Source organism: Escherichia sp. R1 (assembly GCF_003000935.1).
Taxonomy (GTDB): domain Bacteria; phylum Pseudomonadota; class Gammaproteobacteria; order Enterobacterales; family Enterobacteriaceae; genus Escherichia; species Escherichia coli.
The window spans coordinates 45698-66925 of record NZ_PSRU01000022.1 but is presented as its reverse complement, the minus strand read 5'-3'; the positions used below and the strand labels follow the sequence as shown (position 1 = coordinate 66925).

The window sequence follows — 21228 nt, the reverse complement described above, 5'->3', positions numbered from 1 at the left end:
CGCACAATGAATACCCTTCCAGAACAGTACGCAAACACCGCTCTCCCCACCCTGCACGGTCAACCGCAAAATCCATGCGCCTGGCCCCGTGATGAATTAACCGTCGGTGGGATAAAAGCCCATATCGATACTTTCCAGCGTTGGCTGGGTGATGCCTTTGACAATGGTATCTCCGCAGAACAGTTGATTGAGGCGCGTACCGAGTTTATCGACCAGCTTCTTCAACGATTATGGATTGAAGCGGGATTCAGCCAGATTGCCGACCTGGCATTGGTCGCCGTCGGTGGCTACGGTCGTGGCGAGCTGCATCCACTTTCTGACATCGATTTACTGATTTTAAGCCGTAAAAAGCTCCCGGACGATCAGGCGCAAAAAGTGGGCGAGCTGTTAACGCTGCTCTGGGATGTAAAGCTGGAAGTAGGTCATAGCGTGCGCACGCTTGAAGAGTGCATGCTGGAAGGGTTATCGGATTTAACCGTCGCCACCAATTTAATCGAATCCCGCTTATTAATTGGCGATGTTGCGCTGTTCCTCGAACTGCAAAAACATATTTTTAGCGAAGGATTCTGGCCTTCCGACAAGTTCTACGCGGCGAAAGTTGAAGAACAGAACCAGCGCCATCAGCGTTACCACGGCACCAGCTACAACCTTGAACCAGACATCAAAAGTAGCCCCGGCGGCTTGCGCGATATCCACACTCTGCAATGGGTGGCCCGCCGTCATTTTGGCGCAACATCGCTGGATGAAATGGTAGGGTTTGGCTTCTTAACCTCTGCGGAGAGAGCGGAATTAAACGAATGCCTGCATATATTGTGGCGCATTCGCTTTGCCCTGCATCTGGTCGTCAGTCGTTACGATAATCGCCTGTTATTCGATCGCCAGCTTAGCGTCGCCCAGCGTTTGAATTATAGTGGTGAAGGTAACGAACCGGTCGAGCGGATGATGAAGGATTACTTCCGCGTTACACGCCGCGTCAGTGAACTCAACCAGATGCTGCTGCAACTGTTCGATGAAGCCATCCTCGCCCTTCCCGCCGACGAAAAACCACGTCCAATCGACGATGAGTTTCAGCTACGCGGAACGCTGATCGACCTGCGTGATGAAACACTATTTATGCGCCAGCCGGAAGCCATCTTGCGTATGTTCTACACCATGGTGCGCAACAGTGCGATCACCGGCATTTACTCCACCACACTACGCCAGTTACGCCACGCCCGTCGCCACCTGCAACAACCTCTGTGTAATATTCCGGAAGCGCGAAAACTGTTTTTGAGCATTCTGCGTCACCCCGGAGCGGTGCGGCGCGGGCTATTGCCAATGCATCGCCATAGCGTGCTCGGCGCGTATATGCCGCAATGGTCGCATATCGTCGGGCAGATGCAGTTTGACCTGTTCCATGCCTACACGGTGGATGAACATACTATCCGCGTGATGCTGAAACTGGAGAGTTTTGCCAGTGAAGAAACGCGCCAGCGCCATCCGTTGTGTGTGGACGTCTGGCCGCGCCTGCCGTCAACTGAGCTGATTTTCATCGCCGCGCTGTTTCACGATATCGCCAAAGGACGCGGCGGCGACCACTCCATTCTCGGTGCTCAGGATGTAGTGCATTTTGCCGAACTCCACGGGCTGAACTCCCGCGAAACACAGCTGGTCGCCTGGCTGGTTCGCCAGCACTTGCTGATGTCGGTGACAGCTCAGCGCCGCGATATTCAGGACCCGGAAGTCATCAAGCAGTTTGCCGAAGAAGTTCAAACGGAAAATCGTCTGCGCTATCTGGTATGCCTGACAGTGGCTGACATTTGCGCCACCAACGAAACACTGTGGAATAGCTGGAAGCAAAGTCTGTTGCGCGAACTCTATTTTGCCACCGAAAAGCAGCTACGACGCGGAATGCAAAACACGCCGGATATGCGCGAACGGGTTCGCCATCACCAACTCCAGGCGCTGGCACTACTGCGCATGGATAACATCGACGAAGAGGCGCTGCACCAAATTTGGTCACGCTGTCGCGCTAACTATTTTGTCCGCCATAGCCCAAATCAACTGGCCTGGCACGCACGCCATTTATTACAGCATGATTTAAGCAAACCGCTGGTACTGCTTAGCCCGCAGGCTACGCGTGGAGGCACCGAGATTTTTATCTGGAGCCCGGACCGCCCCTATCTGTTTGCCGCCGTCTGTGCCGAATTAGACCGCCGCAATTTAAGTGTTCACGACGCACAAATTTTCACCACTCGTGACGGTATGGCGATGGATACCTTCATCGTACTGGAACCCGATGGCAGCCCGCTGTCCGCCGATCGTCATGAGGTTATTCGGTTTGGTCTGGAGCAGGTGCTGACACAAAGTAGCTGGCAGCCACCGCAGCCGCGTCGCCAACCTGCCAAATTGCGCCATTTTACTGTTGAAACCGAAGTGACGTTTTTGCCGACCCATACCGACCGCAAATCGTTCCTCGAACTGATCGCCCTCGACCAACCTGGACTGCTGGCGCGAGTCGGGAAAATTTTTGCCGATCTGGGAATTTCGCTTCATGGCGCCCGAATTACAACCATTGGCGAGCGAGTAGAAGATTTATTCATAATTGCCACCGCTGACCGGCGTGCGCTTAATAACGAGTTGCAGCAGGAAGTGCATCAGCGGTTGACAGAGGCCCTCAATCCAAACGATAAAGGGTGATGTGTTTACTGATATGAAAAGAGTTTAACAATGCAGCAGTTACAGAACATTATTGAAACCGCTTTTGAACGCCGTGCCGAGATCACGCCAGCCAATGCAGACACCGTTACCCGCGAAGCGGTAAATCAGGTGATCGCCCTGCTGGATTCCGGCGCACTGCGTGTAGCGGAAAAAATTGACGGTCAGTGGGTGACGCATCAGTGGTTGAAAAAAGCGGTGCTGCTCTCTTTCCGTATTAATGATAATCAGGTGATCGAAGGGGCAGAAAGCCGCTACTTCGACAAAGTGCCGATGAAATTCGCTAACTACGATGAAGCACGTTTCCAGAAAGAAGGCTTCCGCGTCGTGCCACCAGCGGCAGTGCGTCAGGGCGCGTTCATTGCCCGTAACACCGTGCTGATGCCGTCTTACGTCAACATCGGCGCATATGTTGATGAAGGCACCATGGTTGATACCTGGGCGACCGTCGGTTCCTGTGCGCAGATTGGTAAAAACGTCCACCTTTCCGGTGGCGTGGGTATCGGCGGCGTGCTGGAGCCGCTGCAGGCTAACCCGACCATTATTGAAGATAACTGCTTCATCGGCGCACGCTCTGAAGTGGTTGAAGGGGTGATTGTCGAAGAAGGTTCCGTCATCTCTATGGGCGTATACATTGGTCAGAGCACCCGTATTTACGACCGTGAAACCGGCGAAATCCACTACGGTCGCGTTCCGGCGGGATCTGTGGTTGTTTCAGGCAATCTGCCGTCGAAAGATGGCAAATACAGTCTTTACTGTGCGGTTATCGTTAAGAAAGTTGACGCGAAAACTCGCGGCAAAGTCGGCATTAACGAACTGCTGCGTACCATCGACTAAAAGTATGTACACGGGCAGCACGACGCTGCCCGATTTTTTTGCAGGGATGAGCGATGATTTCACGCCGCCGATTTTTGCAGGCTACTGCCGCGACGATAGCCACGGGCTCAGGTTTCGGTTATATGCATTACTGGGAGCCAGGCTGGTTTGAATTAATCCGTCACCGCCTCGCCTTTTTTAAAGACAACGCAGCACCATTCAAAATTCTTTTTCTGGCCGATCTCCATTACTCTCGTTTTGTTCCTTTAAGCCTGATTTCTGACGCGATTGCTCTTGGCATAGAACAAAAGCCCGATTTGATATTACTGGGCGGCGATTACGTATTATTTGATATGCCGCTGAATTTTTCGGCGTTTAGTGACGTACTCTCCCCCCTTGCCGAATGTGCGCCGACGTTTGCCTGCTTCGGCAACCACGATCGCCCTGTTGGTACAGAAAAAAATCACTTAATTGGCGAGACGTTGAAATCAGTGGGCATCACGGTGTTGTTTAACCAGGCTACGGTGATCGCCACGCCGAACAGGCAATTCGAACTGGTAGGCACCGGTGACTTATGGGCCGGACAATGCAAACCGCCTCCCGCCAGCAAAGCCAATCTGCCAAGACTGGTGCTGGCGCATAATCCTGACAGCAAAGAAGTCATGCGTGATGATCCCTGGGATCTGATGCTGTGCGGCCATACTCACGGCGGGCAACTGCGCGTACCGTTGGTTGGTGAACCTTTTGCCCCTGTCGAAGATAAACGTTACGTCGCCGGATTAAATGCCTTTGGCGAACGACACATCTACACAACCCGTGGCGTGGGCAGTTTGTATGGTTTGCGTCTGAACTGCCGCCCGGAAGTAACGATGCTGGAACTGGTGTAGAACGTGAATTTTATCACCACAATAAAGCAGGTAATTTTTTGATTTTTACGCCATGATAGAAGTCTGGAAGAAAAAGGCTTTCTGCGATCACAGTCGAGCCGGGCGGGCCTGGCCAAATGCTAAAATAAGCACAATTTACTGACTCATTTTGAGGTAACGCTATGTACGACAATCTGAAAAGTCTGGGTATTACCAATCCTGAAGAAATTGATCGTTACAGCCTCCGGCAGGAAGCCAACAACGATATTCTGAAAATCTATTTCCAGAAAGACAAAGGCGAGTTTTTCGCCAAGAGCGTGAAGTTTAAATACCCGCGTCAGCGTAAAACGGTCGTCGCTGATGGTGTGGGTCAGGGTTATAAAGAAGTCCAGGAAATTAGCCCGAATCTACGGTATATCATTGATGAGCTTGATCAAATCTGCCAGCGTGACCGCAGCGAAGTTGATCTTAAGCGTAAGATCCTCGACGACTTACGTCACCTGGAGTCAGTAGTAACCAATAAGATCAGCGAGATTGAAGCCGATCTGGAAAAACTGACGCGTAAATAATGCCATTCTGTGGGCCGGGTAAAGTCTCACCCGGCTGTAATTTTGTAATCGACCTACCGCTCTTCATCCAGTTGTAACGCCACATACAGCAGCAACCTGTCATCAAAATTGCCCAAATCAAGCCCGGTCAGTTCCGATATACGATTAAGCCGATATTCCAGAGTATTACGATGAATAAACAACGCCTTTGACGTTGCCAGCGGTTGCACATTGTGGCGAAACCACGCCGCCAGCGTTCGCCGCAGCAAGCCGTTATTGTCCATCGCTTTCAGCCGCGCCAGCGGTCGCGCCAGTTCGTTGGCCTGCCAGTCGCCACGCAAACTGTCGAGTAACACAGGTAACATCAGATCCTGATAAAAATAGCAGCGACTTTCTGGCATCCGCTGTTTACCCACCACCATCGTCGTTTTCGCCGTACGATAGGATCGGGCAATACTGCCAGGACCGGTAAAATAGTTGCCCAGCGAAACGCGAAAACGCAGCTGGCCATACTCTTTCATGCGGGTAATCAGTTGTTCAACTCGCTTACGATGATCTTCTGCGTCCCAGCGCCCAAAAGAGTTCAACGCCGGTTTCAACACCACCATTTCGGTTAGCGAGACAATCGCCACCAGATTATTACGCTCGGGCGTAGTCAGCGCATTTTGCAGTTGCTGTAACTCCGCCATTGCGCTGTCCACGCCAAGCTGACCGCTGTCGACCTCAACAATAGCCACCACTCGCGGTTGATTGAGATCGATCCCCAGCCGTTGCGCCCATTCAGTAAGTGCGGGAGTATTCTCCTCAGCCTGAATGAGGTTCATCACCAGTTCTTCCCGCAAACGGCTATCCTGCGCCAACAGGTGCATCAACCGCGACTGTTCCAGCATCATTTCAGCCGTCATGCAGACCAGTTCGCCATATTTACGCAGATTCTCTGGTTCACCTGTCAGGCCAATTACGCCGACAATTTCACCTTCCAGCCGTAACGGTAGATTAATCCCCTGCCGCACACCGTGCAGATGACGTGCCACCGCGTCATCGATATCGACGACTCGTCCTTGTGAAAGTACCAGCAATGCTCCTTCGTGCAATTCACCAATACGCTCACGATCGCCGCTGCCGATAATTCGCCCGCGGGCATCCATTACGTTGATATTGGTATCGATGATGCGCATGGTACGTGCCACGATATCCTGCGCCATTTTGGTATCAAGATGCCAGCCAGCCATAAGTCCTCCATTATGCACGGCTTAGCATAAGGAAGTACGTAACGTACGGCATTGTGCAAATGCCCAAAGGATGATGAAGATGTATGGAGTTGTGGTAAAGTTCACAGATTGTAAGGAGAACCCCTTCCCGTTTTCAGGAAGGGGTTGAGGGAGATTACTGCATTAACAGGTAGATGGTGCTGTCGCCGCGCTGAATGTTCAGTGCCAGCACAGACGGTTTGCTGTCGAGAACTTTACGCAGTTCAGCGATGTTTTTCACTGCCTGCTGGTTCGCGCCAATAATCACATCACCTTTCTTCAGGCCGATCTGCGCAGCCGGAGTGCCCGTTTTCACGTTGTTCACCACCACGCCCTGATCTTTGCCTTTGTTACTCATCTCAGCGCCTTCAATGCCGTTGAAGATGGTGCTGGAATCAACCTGATTCTGGCTGCTCTGCTGAAGTTCCAGGTTCACGTTAACCTGCTTCCCGTCGCGCAGTAAGCCCAGGGTCAGTTTGCTACCTACCGGCATAGTGCCCACCTGAGCACGCAGTGCGGCAAAGCTGCTGATTGGCTTACCGTTCAGTGAGGTGATCACATCACCCGCTTTAATGCCCGCTTTCGCGGCGGAAGAATTCGGCAGAACCTGGCTTACGAAAGCACCGCGCTGGGCGTCAACTTTCATCGCTTTCGCCAGATCGGAGTTCAGCTCAGTGCCCATAATACCCAACTCACCACGTTTCACCTGGCCGTATTCCACCATCTGCGAGGTCAGGTTTTTCACCATGTTGCTCGGGATAGCAAAACCGATACCGATGTTTCCGCCGTCCGGTGCGAGAATCGCGGTGTTGATACCAATCAGTTCGCCGTTCAGGTTAACCAACGCACCACCTGAGTTACCCCGGTTGATCGCTGCATCAGTCTGGATGAAGTTTTCGTAGTTTTCAGCGTTCAGGCCGCTACGTCCCAGCGCAGAGACAATCCCGGAAGTTACTGTCTCGCCCAGGCCGAACGGGTTACCAATTGCTACGGTGTAATCACCCACGCGCAGCGCATCAGAATCCGCCATCTTAATTGCGGTCAGGTTTTTCGGGTTCTGGATCTGGATCAGCGCGATATCAGAGCGCGGATCTTTGCCAACCATCTTCGCGTCGAACTTACGACCATCGCTCAGTTGGACTTTAATCACCGTCGCGTTATCAACAACGTGGTTGTTGGTGACGACATAGCCTTTATCGGCATCAATGATAACGCCGGAACCCAGCGCCATGAATTTCTGTTGCTGGCCGCCGCCATTACCGCCCTGGCCCCCCTGGCAGAACGGAGAGCTCTGGAACGGAGAACCCTCCTGGCAGAACGGAGAATCATCACCGAAGAACTGCTGGAAATTACGCGGCATACGCGGCGTATTAACGGTTGTGCTACCTTCTACGTTAATGCTGACCACTGAAGGCATCACCTTTTCGAGCATCGGTGCAAGGCTTGGCATCTGCTGGGCTGTCGTTGCTGAAGAAGTCTCAGCCGCCGTTGCAGAGAGCGGAGATAACGCCAAACCTAAACTCAGAGCCAGTGCACTCAGTGCTAATGTGGTTTTTTTCATGTATTTCAGTCTCGATTAACAGATAACGCAAAATTGCTGTGTTCTTCAGATTCGTTTTATAGCGCGAAGTTCCGAACTAAAGTTTCTGCAAAAGGTAAAAATTTATTGTTCGTCTTTACAAAAGCCTGGTTATTGTTCTACGGCCATCAGACGTCGGTATTCATCCCACGCATAGAGGTCGGTCATACCGCTGATATAATCCTGCAGCAGGCGGCAACGGTAATAATATTCCCATAGCGGAAACTCAGGAGAATCTGACGGTAATTTACTGACAGCCTCGACATAGGCCAGCCGATGGCGCGTCGAGAGTTTGTGGAATAAGCGCGTTTCAATAGGGAAACGTTTCACCCGTTCTTTTTCTACCAGTTCAGTAAAGTCTGATAACGGCAGGTTTAATAAAGGACGATAAATCTCTAATAATCCGCTAATGACCCGATAGCCCTGCAATTCAAGCTGCTCGACATCTGGATGGCTAAACACATGTTTTACAGCGACATTTTTATATAGCTTAAGAAGATCGCTGCATTCGCTGGCATCTTCCAATAATGCATGATTAAACGTTCCGGCGAAAATCGCAGGCAGATTATCAATAAATCGTTGTGCCGCATAGGGTACCAGTTTATTTAGGGTGTTTACCCGTAAATACATAAAAAACTGATCTTCCGTACTGCGGCTTAAACTATTTGAGCGTGATTTTTCCCAGGCATTTTCAACCACCAGCGAAAAGAGCGAACCTTTCTCATGCTGGCCCCACGCCTCGTGCAAATGATGATAAAGCTGCTCAACGGTAAATATCCTTTTCTCTACCGCATCTTCAAGGTCTGCCACACAATAGGAGATGTCGTCGGCAGCTTCCATAATCCACGTTAACGGAAAACGACTGTAAAGCGCCAAATTAAGTTCTTTACGCAACCGGGCAATATAGGCTTCTTCGGAAAGATAATAGCCCGGCTTTTTCATTAAATAGTGATGTGTCTCAGGCGTTTCGCCACGCCACCACGCCGGACGGGTATATTTTAAAATACCGCCAACCTGTGCCCAGGTGAGATTCATCCGCATCAATGTATGCACCAAACGAATACCCTGTGCGTTACCTTCAAAATGACATAAGTCCTGACGAATCTTGCGCCGCAGCGCGTTAAGCGGTTCTTCCCCGTCCCGTAAACGTAGTGCCGCCACGCTGCAGCGATCGTCAGTCAGAGGCTGGCTTTCGGCATCTTCCGGGTACAAACGCTGGCGAAACCAGTCATTTATCGCCGCTTCGCCAAAATGACCAAACGGCGGATTGCCGATATCGTGCATCAGGCATGACATCTCAACAATGCTTTCAAAGGGCCCGGTCAGTTCATCGAGACCATACGCCTCCAGTAATTTAAGCTCTTTCAAACGGCTTAAAATTTCTTTAGCGATGTAGCGCCCCACCTGCTGGACTTCCATCGAGTGGGTAAGACGCGTGCGCACGGCGGCATTGCGCTCCAGTGGAAAAACCTGGGTCTTTTGTTGCAGACGACGAATTGCCGGAGAGTTGATGATACGCCCGCGATCGCTCTCGAAGATCCGCAGAATCTCATGTTCGGTTTTAACGCCCTGCGGTGAACGGTAACGACGATGCCAGTTTATTTTTTTTCGGAAATCAATCTGTGCCATGTCCTCTCCCGCGTGAGAAATACGCTTCCCCGTAAGCGCATGGTAAACTATGCCTTCAAATCGGGCTTATCGCGAGTAAATCTATGAAAATCGGCATCATTGGTGCAATGGAAGAAGAAGTTACGCTGCTGCGTGACAAAATCGAAAACCGTCAAACTATCAGTCTGGGCGGTTGCGAAATCTATACCGGCCAACTGAATGGAACCGAGGTTGCGCTTCTGAAATCGGGCATCGGTAAAGTCGCTGCGGCGCTGGGTGCCACTTTGCTGTTGGAACACTGCAAGCCAGATGTGATTATTAACACCGGTTCTGCCGGTGGCCTGGCACCAACGCTGAAAGTGGGCGATATCGTTGTCTCGGACGAAGCGCGTTATCACGACGCGGATGTCACGGCATTTGGTTATGAATACGGTCAGTTACCAGGCTGCCCGGCAGGCTTCAAAGCTGACGATAAACTGATCGCTGCCGCTGAGGCCTGCATTGCCGAACTGAATCTTAACGCTGTACGTGGCCTGATTGTTAGCGGCGACGCTTTCATCAACGGTTCTGTTGGTCTGGCGAAAATCCGCCACAACTTCCCACAGGCCATTGCTGTAGAGATGGAAGCGACGGCAATCGCCCATGTCTGCCACAATTTCAACGTCCCGTTTGTCGTAGTACGCGCCATCTCCGACGTGGCCGATCAACAGTCTCATCTTAGCTTCGATGAGTTCCTGGCTGTTGCCGCTAAACAGTCCAGCCTGATGGTTGAGTCACTGGTGCAGAAACTGGCACATGGCTAAGTCACTGTTCAGGGCGCTGGTCGCCCTGTCTTTTCTCGCGCCGCTGTGGCTCAATGCCGCGCCGCGCGTCATCACGCTTTCTCCCGCCAACACTGAACTTGCCTTTGCCGCCGGGATCACGCCGGTTGGGGTCAGCAGCTATTCCGACTATCCTCCACAAGCGCAAAAGATTGGGCAGGTTTCCACCTGGCAGGGGATGAATCTGGAACGCATTGTCGCGCTGAAACCCGATCTGGTGATTGCCTGGCGTGGAGGTAATGCCGAGCGGCAGGTTGACCAGCTGGCTTCGCTGGGAATAAAAGTGATGTGGGTCGATGCGACAAGCATTGAACAAATTGCCAATGCGTTACGTCAACTGGCCCCCTGGAGTCCGCAACCGGATAAGGCCGAACAAGCCGCGCAATCCCTGCTGGATCAGTACGCGCAATTGAAAGCGCAATATGCTGATAAACCTAAAAAACGTGTTTTTCTGCAATTCGGCATTAATCCGCCATTTACCAGTGGAAAAGAGTCGATTCAGAACCAGGTACTCGAAGTTTGTGGCGGAGAAAACATCTTTAAAGACAGCCGGGTTCCCTGGCCGCAAGTTAGCCGCGAACAGGTGTTAGCACGCTCGCCACAGGCGATTGTCATTACAGGCGGACCGGACCAAATTCCTAAAATCAAACAATACTGGGGTGAACAGCTCAAAATTCCCGTTATTCCTCTCACGAGTGACTGGTTTGAACGTGCAAGCCCACGTATTATCCTCGCTGCACAACAGCTCTGTAATGCGCTTTCACAGGTAGATTAGTGCCTGACCTTTTCAGGTGCTCAGTGGGGATTGAACAATGCTCGTCTATTGGCTGGATATAGTCGGCACAGCGGTATTTGCTATCTCTGGCGTTTTGTTAGCCGGAAAATTGCGTATGGACCCTTTTGGCGTTCTGGTATTGGGCGTGGTTACCGCAGTAGGCGGCGGAACAATTCGCGACATGGCGCTGGATCACGGCCCGGTATTTTGGGTGAAAGATCCCACCGATCTGGTCGTTGCAATGGTCACCAGCATGCTGACCATCGTGCTGGTGCGCCAGCCAAGACGCTTACCAAAATGGATGTTGCCGGTGCTGGACGCCGTTGGTCTGGCGGTGTTTGTCGGCATTGGCGTGAATAAAGCCTTTAATGCGGAAGCCGGTCCGTTAATCGCGGTTTGTATGGGCGTCATTACTGGCGTTGGCGGCGGGATCATTCGTGATGTACTGGCCCGCGAAATCCCCATGATTTTACGTACAGAAATCTACGCCACTGCCTGTATTATCGGCGGTATTGTCCACGCTACGGCTTATTACACATTTTCCGTACCACTGGAAACAGCCAGTATGATGGGCATGGTCGTGACGCTATTGATTCGGCTGGCGGCTATTCGTTGGCATCTTAAGCTACCGACGTTTGCGCTGGATGAGAATGGTCGTTGAAGAGAGGAGATGTGCCGGATAGTTTATCCGGCACATGAACAGCAGATTAGATACTAAAGGAAGAACCGCAACCGCAGGTACTTTTCGCGTTCGGGTTGGTCACGATGAAACGAGAACCTTCCAGACCTTCGGTATAGTCAACGGAACCGCCGACCAGATATTGCAGGCTCATCGGATCAACCACCAGGCCAACGCCCTGTTTTTCGATGGTCATATCGCCTTCATTCACCTGATCATCAAAGGTGAAACCATACTGGAAGCCGCTGCAACCGCCACCGGTGATATACACGCGTAATTTCAGATTCGGGTTATCTTCGTCAGCGATCAGGCTTTTAACTTTGTTGGCTGCTGCGTCGGTAAACTCCAGCGGCAGTGCTACGTCATCACTCATATTTTGCTCCAAACGACATCGGCAATTGGGCAAATTCTAACCCAATAATAATCGCCATTATCTAATACCCTGGTATTTCGTTCAAGTATTCTCGCTGGCTGATGCGGCCTTGCTTCGCGCCAGTTGCTCAGCTTCCTGTTTTGCCAGCGTGCGCGCAAGAATCGCCGAGTATAGCGGTTTCCCACCGGTAAATTGTGCTAATAGTGTTGCGCCAAGACCGGTAATAATCATTGGCAAAATGAGCTGGTAGTTATCGGTCATTTCCAGAACCAGAATGATCCCCGTTAACGGCGCGCGAATAGATGCCGCCAGTAACGCCCCCATTCCGGCAATAGCAAACGTCCCCGCCTCAAGGTGATATTGCGGAAACAACTCAACGGCAACCATTCCGAAAGCGGTTCCCAGCACAGTACCCAGCGCCAGCATCGGGGCAAAAATACCGCCCGGCGCGCCGGAAGAGAAGCAGAGTAAGGTGGTAATGACCCGCGCGACGAAGATAAACACCAGCATTCCCATGCTGAAATTCCCCGCGGTAGCGATAGGAATCAGGTTAAAACCGCCGCCCGAAGTTGCTGGTGCCACAAACCCCAGCAATCCACACAGACCGCCAATCGCACCACCCATCAGTACCCATTTGGTAATATTGCCACCGTGCACACAGTGCAGCAAATCCTGCATCCCCAGCACCCATTTATTAAAAATAGGGCCGAAAATGCCAAAAATAATACCGAGGATCAGATAAAGCCACAGCGTATTAAGCGGCGCATCAGAAAGTTTACCGACGTCAATCAACGCAACTTCATGATTAAAAATCCGGTACATAATGGTCGACATAATGACGCCAATAAATACCGCTTTAATCGAAATTAACGTATAGCGAAACTGCGGACGCATCTCTTCGATAATAAACAAAATACCCGCCAGCGGCGCGTTAAAGGCCGCAGCCAGCCCCGCAGCAGCACCGGTTGCCAACAGCGTATGACGAGCTTCGTCACCTTTCAGGCGGAAAACATCGAGTACCATCCGCCCGATATTGCCGCCTATCTGCACGGTTGGCCCTTCGCGCCCCAACACCATGCCTCCGCCGAGTGTTCCCAGCCCGCCAAAGAATTTCACCGGCAACACACGCCACCAGCGAACGGGACGTTGATCTTCCAGCGCCCCTTCAATTTCCGGGATCCCCGAACCACCTGCTTCCGGCGCGTATTTGCGCACCAAAAAGTAGCCGAACATCGCCAGCACCGCCGAACAGAGAAAAGCGACGGTTAACAGAAGCGGATAATTATCAGCAGTATGTACCAGTGCCCCCATACGTTGGTTCTGCAACCAGGCGACACCTTTGTCAAAAGCAACCGCAGCCAGCCCGACAAGCGTGCCGACGACTGCCGCCATAAACAAAATGGCTAACGGGGTTTTATCGCGCTCAAGAAGTTGGCGAATCAGTTGTCTGCGTCGCAGGCGCGCGGCCTGCGGTGTTTCTAAAGAGGGAGTATCAGTTTTCATCCAATGATCACTTATTGGTCATACAAATAAGATGACGGCATTTTACTCGCACGTTCCATGAAAATCCTTTGCAAAGCGTAATGTTTCAAATGCACAAAACTTTTATACTCTAAGAAATCAGGATTGCACCAGTACAAGCAGCCTGATGTTTGACGAGTATTTAACTTGTTATGAATAACATAGAATAGCAGCCATTCACTTTTTCTACGAATCAGGAACCCTCCATGAGTAAGTCTGAAAATCTTTACAGCGCAGCGCGCGAGCTGATCCCTGGCGGTGTGAACTCCCCTGTTCGCGCCTTTACTGGCGTGGGCGGCACTCCACTGTTTATCGAAAAAGCGGACGGCGCTTATCTGTACGATGTTGATGGCAAAGCCTATATCGATTATGTCGGTTCCTGGGGGCCGATGGTGCTGGGCCATAACCATCCGGCGATCCGCAATGCCGTGATTGAAGCCGCCGAGCGTGGTTTAAGCTTTGGTGCACCAACCGAAATGGAAGTGAAAATGGCGCAACTGGTGACCGAACTGGTCCCGACCATGGATATGGTGCGCATGGTGAACTCCGGCACTGAAGCGACGATGAGCGCCATCCGCCTGGCCCGTGGTTTTACCGGTCGCGACAAAATTATTAAATTTGAAGGTTGTTACCACGGTCACGCTGACTGCCTGCTGGTGAAAGCCGGTTCTGGCGCACTCACGTTAGGCCAGCCAAATTCGCCGGGCGTTCCGGCAGATTTCGCCAAACATACCTTAACCTGTACTTATAACGATCTGGCCTCTGTACGCGCCGCGTTTGAGCAATACCCGCAAGAGATTGCCTGTATTATCGTCGAGCCGGTGGCAGGCAATATGAACTGCGTTCCACCGCTGCCAGAGTTCCTGCCAGGTCTGCGTGCGCTGTGTGACGAATTTGGCGCGTTGCTGATCATCGATGAAGTGATGACCGGTTTCCGCGTAGCGCTAGCTGGCGCACAGGATTATTACGGTGTGGAACCGGATCTCACCTGCCTCGGCAAAATCATCGGCGGTGGAATGCCGGTAGGCGCATTCGGTGGTCGTCGTGATGTAATGGATGCGCTGGCCCCGACCGGTCCGGTCTATCAGGCGGGTACGCTTTCCGGTAACCCGATTGCGATGGCAGCCGGTTTCGCCTGTCTGAATGAAGTCGCGCAGCCGGGCGTTCACGAGACGCTGGATGAGCTGACAACACGTCTGGCAGAAGGTCTGCGGGAAGCGGCAGAAGAAGCCGGAATTCCGCTGGTGGTAAACCACGTTGGCGGCATGTTCGGTATTTTCTTTACCGACGCCGAGTCCGTGACGTGCTATCAGGATGTGATGGCCTGTGACGTGGAACGCTTTAAGCGTTTCTTCCATATGATGCTGGACGAAGGTGTTTACCTGGCACCGTCAGCGTTTGAAGCGGGCTTTATGTCCGTGGCGCATAGCATGGAAGATATCAATAACACCATCGATGCTGCACGTCGGGTGTTTGCGAAGTTGTAATGATTTTGCCTCGCCCACCGGGCGAGGCATTCTATTAACGGCTCTGCTTTCTCAACAAATAGATAAAATATGGCGCGCCGATAAAGGTCGACAGCAGCCCCGCCGGGATCTGGAATGGAAACAATACCATCCGCCCACACCAGTCAGCGAACACCAGCAGTAAACCACCCACCAGCGCCGAAATTACGATGTGTGGCATCGTCCGTCGAAAGCCCATCATCCGCGCAATATGCGGTGCCATTAAACCAACAAAACTCAACGGTCCAATGGTCATTGTCGCGGTCGCCGTCAGGCAAGCCGCTAACAGCAGCAGCGCAATTCGCGTCGGCGTCAGCGCCATCCCCACGGCTCGTGCGGTATCACCACCCAGCGGTAAAATGGTCAGCCAGCGGCGGCACAGCGGGGTAATCGCCAGCAAAATCACCATCACAATTCCGGTACGCCAGACCTGCGCATCGGTCGCGTTGTAGGTCGAACCGGAAATCCAGGTCAGAACTTGCGCCATTCGCGGGTCACCACTTGCCTGCAACATCATCAAAAGCATGGTGAACGCGGTACTTAACGCCATTCCCGCCAGTAACATGCGGTGTGGGGAAAATCCACCACGTCCGGCGGCGATCATAATGATCAACAGCGTCACCGCCGCCCCGAGACTGCCTGCGGGTAACAGCCAGCCAAAGGCATTACCCGGCACCAGAAACAGCATTAACACCACGCCAAACGCCGCGCCGGAGCTAATCCCCAGCACTTCCGGGCTTGCCATCGGGTTTCCGGTCAGCCGCTGAATAATACAGCCCGCCACCGCCAGCATGACGCCCGCAAACAGCGCAGCCATAATTCGCGGCCAGCGCCAGGGCATCAAATCCTCGAGCAACGCCCCGCTCGCCCACGTCCAGCCGTGCGCATCACGACCAAACGACAGCGCCACCACCACAGCCATCAACAGCAGCACGCCGCCCGCGAGGGCAAACGCCAGCACGTGTTGGCGTTCAGTCGCGACACGATCGTTGACCTTCATATCCGGCGCGCTAATGCTGCGTAAACGCGGCAGCAACCACAGTAGCAGCGGCGCACCGATCAACGCAGTGACCGAACCGGTGGACACTTCCATCCACACGCGAGTCAGCCAGAGGATGATTTGATCAGAAAGCCACAGAATTAACGCACCAATCAGCGATGCCAGCATCAACCGTGGCAACAAACGCCGCGTCCCCAGCATTTTCGCCAGCAGTGGCGCGAACAACCCGATAAAGCCGATAATCCCCACCGCGTTCACCAGCAGCGCACTGATGACAATCGCCAGCGACAACGCCGCCAGACGAGCGAGCGACAAGGCCAGCCCGAGATTGCGCGCCACGCCATCATCAAGCCCCATCAGAGTTAACGGGCGAAGTAGCAATAACGTCAGCATCACGCCGCCCAGCAGCTGCGGCCATAAACGTTCAACGCCGCCCCAGTCGGTTTGCGTCAGCGTTCCGGTGCTCCACAGGAACATGCTTTGCAGTTGGTCATGATGGAAGATAACCAGTAACTGATTGATTGCGCCGCAATAAAGGCTCACTACCAGCCCCGCGAGGATCAGCGTTACCGGCGAAAGACGTTTCCCCCACGCGACGCCAAAGACGATTAAGCCAACAACACAAGCCCCTGCCAGCGCAGCAAACTGGCTCGCCATCGCGCCGGGGATTGCCCAGAGCGTGGTGACGGTAATCCCCAGTTGCGCGCCTGTTGCAACACCCAATGTCGTCGGTTCCGCCAGCGGGTTACGCAGCACTTGCTGAAACAGCACGCCCACCAGCCCCAGGCCCGCGCCCACCAGCAGCGAAATCGCCAGACGCGGCAACAAGCTGTAGTGAAAAATCATCTGCTCGATGACGTCAATATCCGGCGACCAGGCGGCCTGCGCCCACTGGCTGCGCGGCAGCGCCTGCGAGAAGTTCATCCAGGTCAACGCCGCAGCAGCAACCACCAGCAGCGCCAGCAATAACACCGGAAAAAGCGCAATTCGTTTACTCACGCTTTACCTCCGATGGCGTTATCCAGAATACGCACAAAGTGCATTGCAGAAAGCGTCGCACCATAGAACCAGACCGCCGGAACGCGCTGAAAGCGTCCGGCGCGAACATACGGCATGGCCTGCCACAGCGGGGTTGCCATTAGCGCATCCATGTCTTTGCTGTTGTCGTGATCAAAACAGAGCACATCAACGTCTTTATACGCTGCCAGACGATCGATACTGACGGCGGTACTGCCCCAGAAGTTGGTTTCCCCTTGCCAGGCATTTGGGATGCCGTACTCATCGAGAATTTCCTGGAACAAGCTGTTTGGACCGAAGACCAACATATGGCGCGGATCGATAAGCGTCGTCAGCAATAACGGGCGTGCACCACGCTTCACAAAGCGGGGTTTCATGCTGCGGATAAAGTCTTCATAGTGCGTTAAATGCGTTTCCGCTGCGCTTTGCAGGTTAAGTAAATCTGCCATTTCCGTCAGTGATTTACGCGCCATCGCCAGTGGCTGTTTGCCGTCGCTGAAGTTAAATCCGCGCCCCGGCGCAATACGTGCCAGCATTTCTGGTGAAGGGCCATATCCTGCAGACCAGACCATAAACGACGGTTTCATTTCGGTCAGCAGTTCAAGGTTGGGTTCTGTACGCAAACCAACGTCAATCACTGAGTCCGGCAATGGCGGTTCGCTGACCCACAGGCGATAGTTGATGGTGTCCGCCACGCCGTAAGGCACGATGCCGAGCGCCAGCAGTAACTCCACCGGCAACCACTCCAGTGCCACAATACGATTGGGATCAATAACTGCCGCGTGGGCGGTATTCATCTGCCATAAGAACGGAGAAAGCGCCATCGCCGTTAACAGTCGGCGGCGCGAAATAAGAGGTAAGCCGCTCATCAATAAACAAAACTCACAGGTGCAGCACCCGCCGGATGCGGCAGAATACCCATCGGGATGCCATAAATCATTTCGAGGGTTTCGCCGCGCATAATTTCCGCAGGCGTTCCCTGAGCAATCATTTCACCGCCGCGCAGGGCGACCAGATAATCACAGTAGCGCGCCGCCATATTGATATCGTGCAGCACGGCAATGACCGTCAGGCCACGCTCCTGACTTAAACGATGCACCAGCGCCAGTACATCAACCTGGTGGGCGATATCCAGCGCCGAAGTCGGTTCGTCGAGCAACAGACAGCGGCTATCCTGCGCCACCAGCATGGCGATCCACGCCCGCTGACGTTCGCCGCCAGAAAGGCTATCGACCAGCCGATGCGCCAGCGGTTTTAAGCCAACCAGCGAGATAGCTTCCTCGACCTTTTCGCGATCTGCCGCACCAAAGCGCCCTAGTGCGCCATGCCACGGGTAACGACCAATCGCCACCAGTTCACGCACGGTCATCCCTTCTGCCGGAGGAAGCTGCTGCGGTAAATAAGCCACTTTGCGGGCAAACGCTTTGCTGCTCCAGCTTTCCAGCGGTTGGGCATCAAGAAGAATCTCCCCTTCCGACGGTGGCTGGTGACGACCAAGCATTTTGAGCAGAGTGGATTTACCAGAACCGTTGTGACCAATCAGACCAGTCACTTTCCCGGCAGGAAAGGTTAACGACAACGGATGCAAAAGCGTGCGCCCGGGCACACGAAAGGAGATATTACGCAGTGCAAAAGTGGTATCGGAATGATTCGTGTATTCCTGCATAACAGCCAACTTGTGAAACGGGCACGGAAATCCGTGCCCCAAAAGAGAAATTAGAAACGGAAGGTTGCGGTTGCAACGACCTGACGTTCTGCGCCCCAGAAGCAACCATAAGTGTTAAAGCAGCTGGCGACGTATTCACGATCAAACAGGTTGTTGACATGCAGCGCCACGTTGGAGCCCGCCATGCCGACTCGCGCCAGATCATAACGCACTAACGCATCCACGACCGTATAACTTCCCACTTTAAAGGAGTTAGCCGGATCACCATAGCTGGAGCCAGTATAACGACCACCGGTGCCCAGCGTCAGACCTGAAAGCGGACCGTCAAAGAAGGTATAGTCAGCCCACAGCGAAGCCATGTGTTTTGGCACCTGTGCAGGCGTATTGCCTTTGTAGGTAGTATCGGTAGTGTATTCCGCATCGGTGTAAGTATAAGAACCGACTACGTTAACACTCGCCGACAGTGCCGCTTTCGCTTCCAGCTCTACGCCACGCGCACGAATCTCACCGCCTTCAACCGAGAACAGTGAACCGTTCGGATCCGCCATCAGGTTATTAGTTTTGGTAAGCTGATACAGTGCGCCAGTCACCACAATTGGGCGATCTTCTGGCACATATTTCACGCCGACTTCATACTGTTTGCCTTTCGAAGGTGCAAACAGATCACCGTTCGCATCAGTCTGTGAAGCGGGTTCAAATGATTCACTGTAGCTGAAGTAAGGCGTTACGCCGTTGTCGAACAGGTAGTTTACACCACCACGCCAGGTGAACTCTTTGTCGTCACGTTCAGATTTATTACCGTAATCACGGTTGAAAGATGACTGATCGGCCCAGTCATAGCGACCGCCAAGCGTAACCAGCACTTTATCCCACTGCGCCTGATCCTGAACATACAGGCCGGTTTGTTTCTGTTTCAGCAGAACGCGGTATGGACCAGACGGATTCGGGTGAGCGCCAAAATCAAAGTCACTACGGTCTAAATTATAGATATCAGATGGTGCAACTGAACCGGCATATCCGAACCAGGAGTCGATGTCATTACGCATACGCATAAAGTCAACGCCAGTCAGCAGAGTGTGATCCACAGAACCGGTTGCGAATTTGCTTTGCAACTGAGTATCAACAGAGAAGTTTTCTAACTTCTCATTATCGATAACGTACTGACGAGTCAGTGTATGGCCCCATTGAGACTGCGGGATACTTAAACATGGACTCGCCTTGAGTGCCTCCTGGTCTTTGGTATACAGCGGATCTGAACACATACCGTAGCCATATACGCTCTTTTGCGAAACTTTATTTTGCGCAAAGCGCAGGTTCTGACGCACAGTAAAGGTGTCGTTAAATTCGTGGTCGAAGCTATAACCAATCATCTTCTCGTTACGAGAATAGGTGTTGTTCTTCGCCCCTTCGTTAAAGTCTGTCGGCAGACGCTTACCGTTTGGCAGCGGCTCAACGGTCCCCTCTTTCGGCAGCCAGCCGTAATAACCAGTTTCCGGCTCGTTCTGGAAGTAAGAAAGGAAGGTGAAATTGGTTTTATCGTCCGGACGCCAGGTGAACGCCGGTGCAATAGCATAACGCTGCTCTTCTGACCCTTTCTGCTGGGCATTGGCAGAACGCGCAAGACCGGTCAGGCGATAAGAATAAACGCCGTCATCATCCAGTGCATCGCTGAAGTCAAAACCGGTCTGGAACAGGCTGTCAGTCCCGGCCTTAAACTGAACTTCTTTCAACGGTTCAGTGGTCGGACGCTTGCTGACCATATTCAACAGACCGCCAGGACTGCTTTTACCGTAAAGCACGGAAACCGGACCACGCATAATTTCAGCACGTTCCAGCATATACGGGTCGATGACCGCATCGTTATAGAAGTTGCCCTGCAACTTCAGGCCATTCAGATAGTTATTCTGGCTTTGGCCGTCTGCCGCAAATCCGCGGATGATCAGGTAATCATAAGTATTAGATGCGCCACGGGTTCCCACAGCAACGCCAGGGGTATAGCTAAGCGCTTCTTTCACCGACTTAGGCTGATGCAGCGCCATCTCTTCAGCGGTGACGACAGAAATAGATTGAGGTACTTTTTGAATCGGCGTATCGGTTTTAGTGCCGGTAGCTGACTGTCGCGCCGCAATAGTTGCAGCCGGCCCCCATGCGCTTTCTTGCGGCGCAGGTGCAGCGGTAACGGTGATAGTGTCTTCTTTCGGTTCAACCGCTGCCTGTGCATAAACAGACATGCCGCTAACCGCTGTGGCTACTACAACTGCGATTTTACGCAGTGAGTGTTTTGGCTGAGCAGTTTTGGAAGGTGCCATTGGTATTTCTCTGGTGTAAAGTGAATGATAACGTAAACGAGAATGATTATTATAAAGATGAGATAATATTCGAAACGCTGGCGGGTTCGCAAGCGGTACGCAATCTGCGCATTCCTGAAGGGTCAATAAACAATCAGATGAAAAGAAAGGGTTAATACTTTGGAGGGGATGTTATTTTACCGGATGGCAGCTCGCCAT

Annotated in this window: 19 protein-coding genes; 8 read left to right on the top strand and 11 right to left on the bottom strand. The window is 52.7% G+C overall.

Translation table 11 applies throughout. The features are described from left to right. Positions 1–6: 6 nt before the first annotated feature. The 4 genes from glnD to C4F37_RS22655 all read left to right on the top strand — a co-directional run bounded on the left by glnD (position 7) and on the right by C4F37_RS22655 (position 4948). Complete coding sequence (gene glnD / locus C4F37_RS22670; protein ID WP_001094534.1) at positions 7–2679, top strand: bifunctional uridylyltransferase/uridylyl-removing protein GlnD; 2673 nt, start codon at positions 7–9, stop codon at positions 2677–2679. Between the two features lie 30 nt (positions 2680–2709). Further along, entirely contained in the window at positions 2710–3534 is an 825-nt protein-coding gene (dapD, locus tag C4F37_RS22665) for a 2,3,4,5-tetrahydropyridine-2,6-dicarboxylate N-succinyltransferase (RefSeq protein ID WP_001186656.1), read from the top strand. A 53-nt stretch (positions 3535–3587) separates the two neighbouring features. Continuing rightward, positions 3588–4400 (top strand): phosphodiesterase YaeI, encoded by an 813-nt coding sequence (gene yaeI / locus C4F37_RS22660; RefSeq protein WP_001532914.1) that lies wholly within the window; start codon positions 3588–3590, stop codon positions 4398–4400. Between the two features lie 161 nt (positions 4401–4561). Continuing rightward, a complete protein-coding gene (locus tag C4F37_RS22655; protein ID WP_000272188.1) occupies positions 4562–4948 on the top strand; it encodes a DUF3461 family protein in 387 nt (128 codons plus the stop codon). Positions 4949–5001: 53 nt separating this feature from the next. On the opposite strand, the gene cdaR is transcribed toward C4F37_RS22655, so the two are convergent. The 3 genes from cdaR to dgt form a co-directional block, all read right to left on the bottom strand. Next, positions 5002–6159, bottom strand: coding sequence for a DNA-binding transcriptional regulator CdaR (gene cdaR / locus C4F37_RS22650; RefSeq protein ID WP_000929439.1), 1158 nt, complete (start codon positions 6157–6159; stop codon positions 5002–5004). A gap of 154 nt (positions 6160–6313) precedes the next feature. Next, positions 6314–7738, bottom strand: a complete 1425-nt coding sequence (gene degP, locus C4F37_RS22645) for a serine endoprotease DegP (protein ID WP_000753942.1) — start codon at positions 7736–7738, stop codon at positions 6314–6316. Positions 7739–7867: 129 nt separating this feature from the next. Then, on the bottom strand, positions 7868–9385 hold the full coding sequence (gene dgt / locus C4F37_RS22635; protein WP_000057086.1) for a dGTPase: 1518 nt from the start codon (positions 9383–9385) through the stop codon (positions 7868–7870). Between the two features lie 83 nt (positions 9386–9468). Between dgt and mtnN the strand changes: the two genes are divergently transcribed. The 3 genes from mtnN to C4F37_RS22620 are packed head-to-tail and all read left to right on the top strand — an operon-like array spanning position 9469 to position 11621. Beyond that, on the top strand, positions 9469–10167 hold the full coding sequence (mtnN, locus tag C4F37_RS22630) for a 5'-methylthioadenosine/S-adenosylhomocysteine nucleosidase (RefSeq protein WP_000689844.1): 699 nt from the start codon (positions 9469–9471) through the stop codon (positions 10165–10167). Continuing rightward, positions 10160–10960: a vitamin B12 ABC transporter substrate-binding protein BtuF gene (gene btuF / locus C4F37_RS22625; protein WP_001298427.1), complete on the top strand. Its 801-nt coding sequence runs from the start codon at positions 10160–10162 to the stop codon at positions 10958–10960. The genes mtnN and btuF overlap by 8 nt, the downstream gene beginning before the upstream one ends. Positions 10961–10997: 37 nt before the next feature. After that, positions 10998–11621: a TRIC cation channel family protein gene (locus C4F37_RS22620; RefSeq protein ID WP_000964221.1), complete on the top strand. Its 624-nt coding sequence runs from the start codon at positions 10998–11000 to the stop codon at positions 11619–11621. 46 nt (positions 11622–11667) lie between these two features. On the opposite strand, the gene erpA is transcribed toward C4F37_RS22620, so the two are convergent. The 4 genes from erpA to yadX are packed head-to-tail and all read right to left on the bottom strand — an operon-like array spanning position 11668 to position 13574. After that, complete coding sequence (gene erpA / locus C4F37_RS22615) at positions 11668–12012, bottom strand: iron-sulfur cluster insertion protein ErpA (RefSeq protein WP_001295564.1); 345 nt, start codon at positions 12010–12012, stop codon at positions 11668–11670. Then, positions 12005–12070 (bottom strand): small protein YadW, encoded by a 66-nt coding sequence (gene yadW / locus C4F37_RS27425; RefSeq protein ID WP_120795373.1) that lies wholly within the window; start codon positions 12068–12070, stop codon positions 12005–12007. The genes erpA and yadW overlap by 8 nt, the downstream gene beginning before the upstream one ends. Positions 12071–12093: 23 nt before the next feature. After that, complete coding sequence (gene clcA, locus C4F37_RS22610) at positions 12094–13515, bottom strand: H(+)/Cl(-) exchange transporter ClcA (protein WP_001540742.1); 1422 nt, start codon at positions 13513–13515, stop codon at positions 12094–12096. 11 nt (positions 13516–13526) lie between these two features. Beyond that, positions 13527–13574, bottom strand: a complete 48-nt coding sequence (yadX, locus tag C4F37_RS27960; protein ID WP_211180485.1) for a protein YadX — start codon at positions 13572–13574, stop codon at positions 13527–13529. Positions 13575–13739: 165 nt separating this feature from the next. Between yadX and hemL the strand changes: the two genes are divergently transcribed. Continuing rightward, positions 13740–15020: a glutamate-1-semialdehyde 2,1-aminomutase gene (gene hemL, locus C4F37_RS22605; protein WP_000045295.1), complete on the top strand. Its 1281-nt coding sequence runs from the start codon at positions 13740–13742 to the stop codon at positions 15018–15020. A 34-nt stretch (positions 15021–15054) separates the two neighbouring features. Here hemL and fhuB read toward each other — a convergent pair whose 3' ends face one another. From fhuB to fhuA, 4 genes are read right to left on the bottom strand one after another with little or no spacing between them, the layout of a single operon-like run. After that, the gene (gene fhuB, locus C4F37_RS22600; protein ID WP_000044112.1) at positions 15055–17037 is read right to left on the bottom strand and encodes a Fe(3+)-hydroxamate ABC transporter permease FhuB; all 1983 of its coding nucleotides are present in this window, start codon (positions 17035–17037) and stop codon (positions 15055–15057) included. Then, positions 17034–17924 (bottom strand): Fe(3+)-hydroxamate ABC transporter substrate-binding protein FhuD, encoded by an 891-nt coding sequence (fhuD, locus tag C4F37_RS22595; protein ID WP_001540740.1) that lies wholly within the window; start codon positions 17922–17924, stop codon positions 17034–17036. Before fhuD ends, fhuB begins: the two co-directional genes overlap by 4 nt. Further along, positions 17924–18721 (bottom strand): Fe3+-hydroxamate ABC transporter ATP-binding protein FhuC, encoded by a 798-nt coding sequence (fhuC, locus tag C4F37_RS22590; protein WP_001158929.1) that lies wholly within the window; start codon positions 18719–18721, stop codon positions 17924–17926. Before fhuC ends, fhuD begins: the two co-directional genes overlap by 1 nt. A gap of 50 nt (positions 18722–18771) precedes the next feature. Continuing rightward, positions 18772–21030 carry a ferrichrome porin FhuA gene (gene fhuA, locus C4F37_RS22585; protein ID WP_000035479.1) on the bottom strand — a complete coding sequence of 753 codons (2259 nt, stop codon included), beginning with the start codon at positions 21028–21030 and terminating at the stop codon, positions 18772–18774. Positions 21031–21228: the final 198 nt, after the last annotated feature.

Bases quoted from the DNA above. Each gene is read 5' to 3' on its own strand.
- degP (WP_000753942.1), bottom strand. From the start codon at position 7,738: ATGAAAAAAACCACATTAGCACTGAGTGCACTGGCTCTGAGTTTAGGT.
- C4F37_RS22655 (WP_000272188.1), top strand. From the start codon at position 4,562: ATGTACGACAATCTGAAAAGTCTGGGTATTACCAATCCTGAAGAAATT.
- dapD (WP_001186656.1), top strand. From the start codon at position 2,710: ATGCAGCAGTTACAGAACATTATTGAAACCGCTTTTGAACGCCGTGCC.
- mtnN (WP_000689844.1), top strand. From the start codon at position 9,469: ATGAAAATCGGCATCATTGGTGCAATGGAAGAAGAAGTTACGCTGCTG.
- erpA (WP_001295564.1), bottom strand. From the start codon at position 12,012: ATGAGTGATGACGTAGCACTGCCGCTGGAGTTTACCGACGCAGCAGCC.
- fhuD (WP_001540740.1), bottom strand. From the start codon at position 17,924: ATGAGCGGCTTACCTCTTATTTCGCGCCGCCGACTGTTAACGGCGATG.
- cdaR (WP_000929439.1), bottom strand. From the start codon at position 6,159: ATGGCTGGCTGGCATCTTGATACCAAAATGGCGCAGGATATCGTGGCA.
- yaeI (WP_001532914.1), top strand. From the start codon at position 3,588: ATGATTTCACGCCGCCGATTTTTGCAGGCTACTGCCGCGACGATAGCC.
- glnD (WP_001094534.1), top strand. From the start codon at position 7: ATGAATACCCTTCCAGAACAGTACGCAAACACCGCTCTCCCCACCCTG.
- C4F37_RS22620 (WP_000964221.1), top strand. From the start codon at position 10,998: ATGCTCGTCTATTGGCTGGATATAGTCGGCACAGCGGTATTTGCTATC.
- btuF (WP_001298427.1), top strand. From the start codon at position 10,160: ATGGCTAAGTCACTGTTCAGGGCGCTGGTCGCCCTGTCTTTTCTCGCG.
- hemL (WP_000045295.1), top strand. From the start codon at position 13,740: ATGAGTAAGTCTGAAAATCTTTACAGCGCAGCGCGCGAGCTGATCCCT.
- fhuA (WP_000035479.1), bottom strand. From the start codon at position 21,030: ATGGCACCTTCCAAAACTGCTCAGCCAAAACACTCACTGCGTAAAATC.
- fhuC (WP_001158929.1), bottom strand. From the start codon at position 18,721: ATGCAGGAATACACGAATCATTCCGATACCACTTTTGCACTGCGTAAT.
- clcA (WP_001540742.1), bottom strand. From the start codon at position 13,515: ATGAAAACTGATACTCCCTCTTTAGAAACACCGCAGGCCGCGCGCCTG.
- dgt (WP_000057086.1), bottom strand. From the start codon at position 9,385: ATGGCACAGATTGATTTCCGAAAAAAAATAAACTGGCATCGTCGTTAC.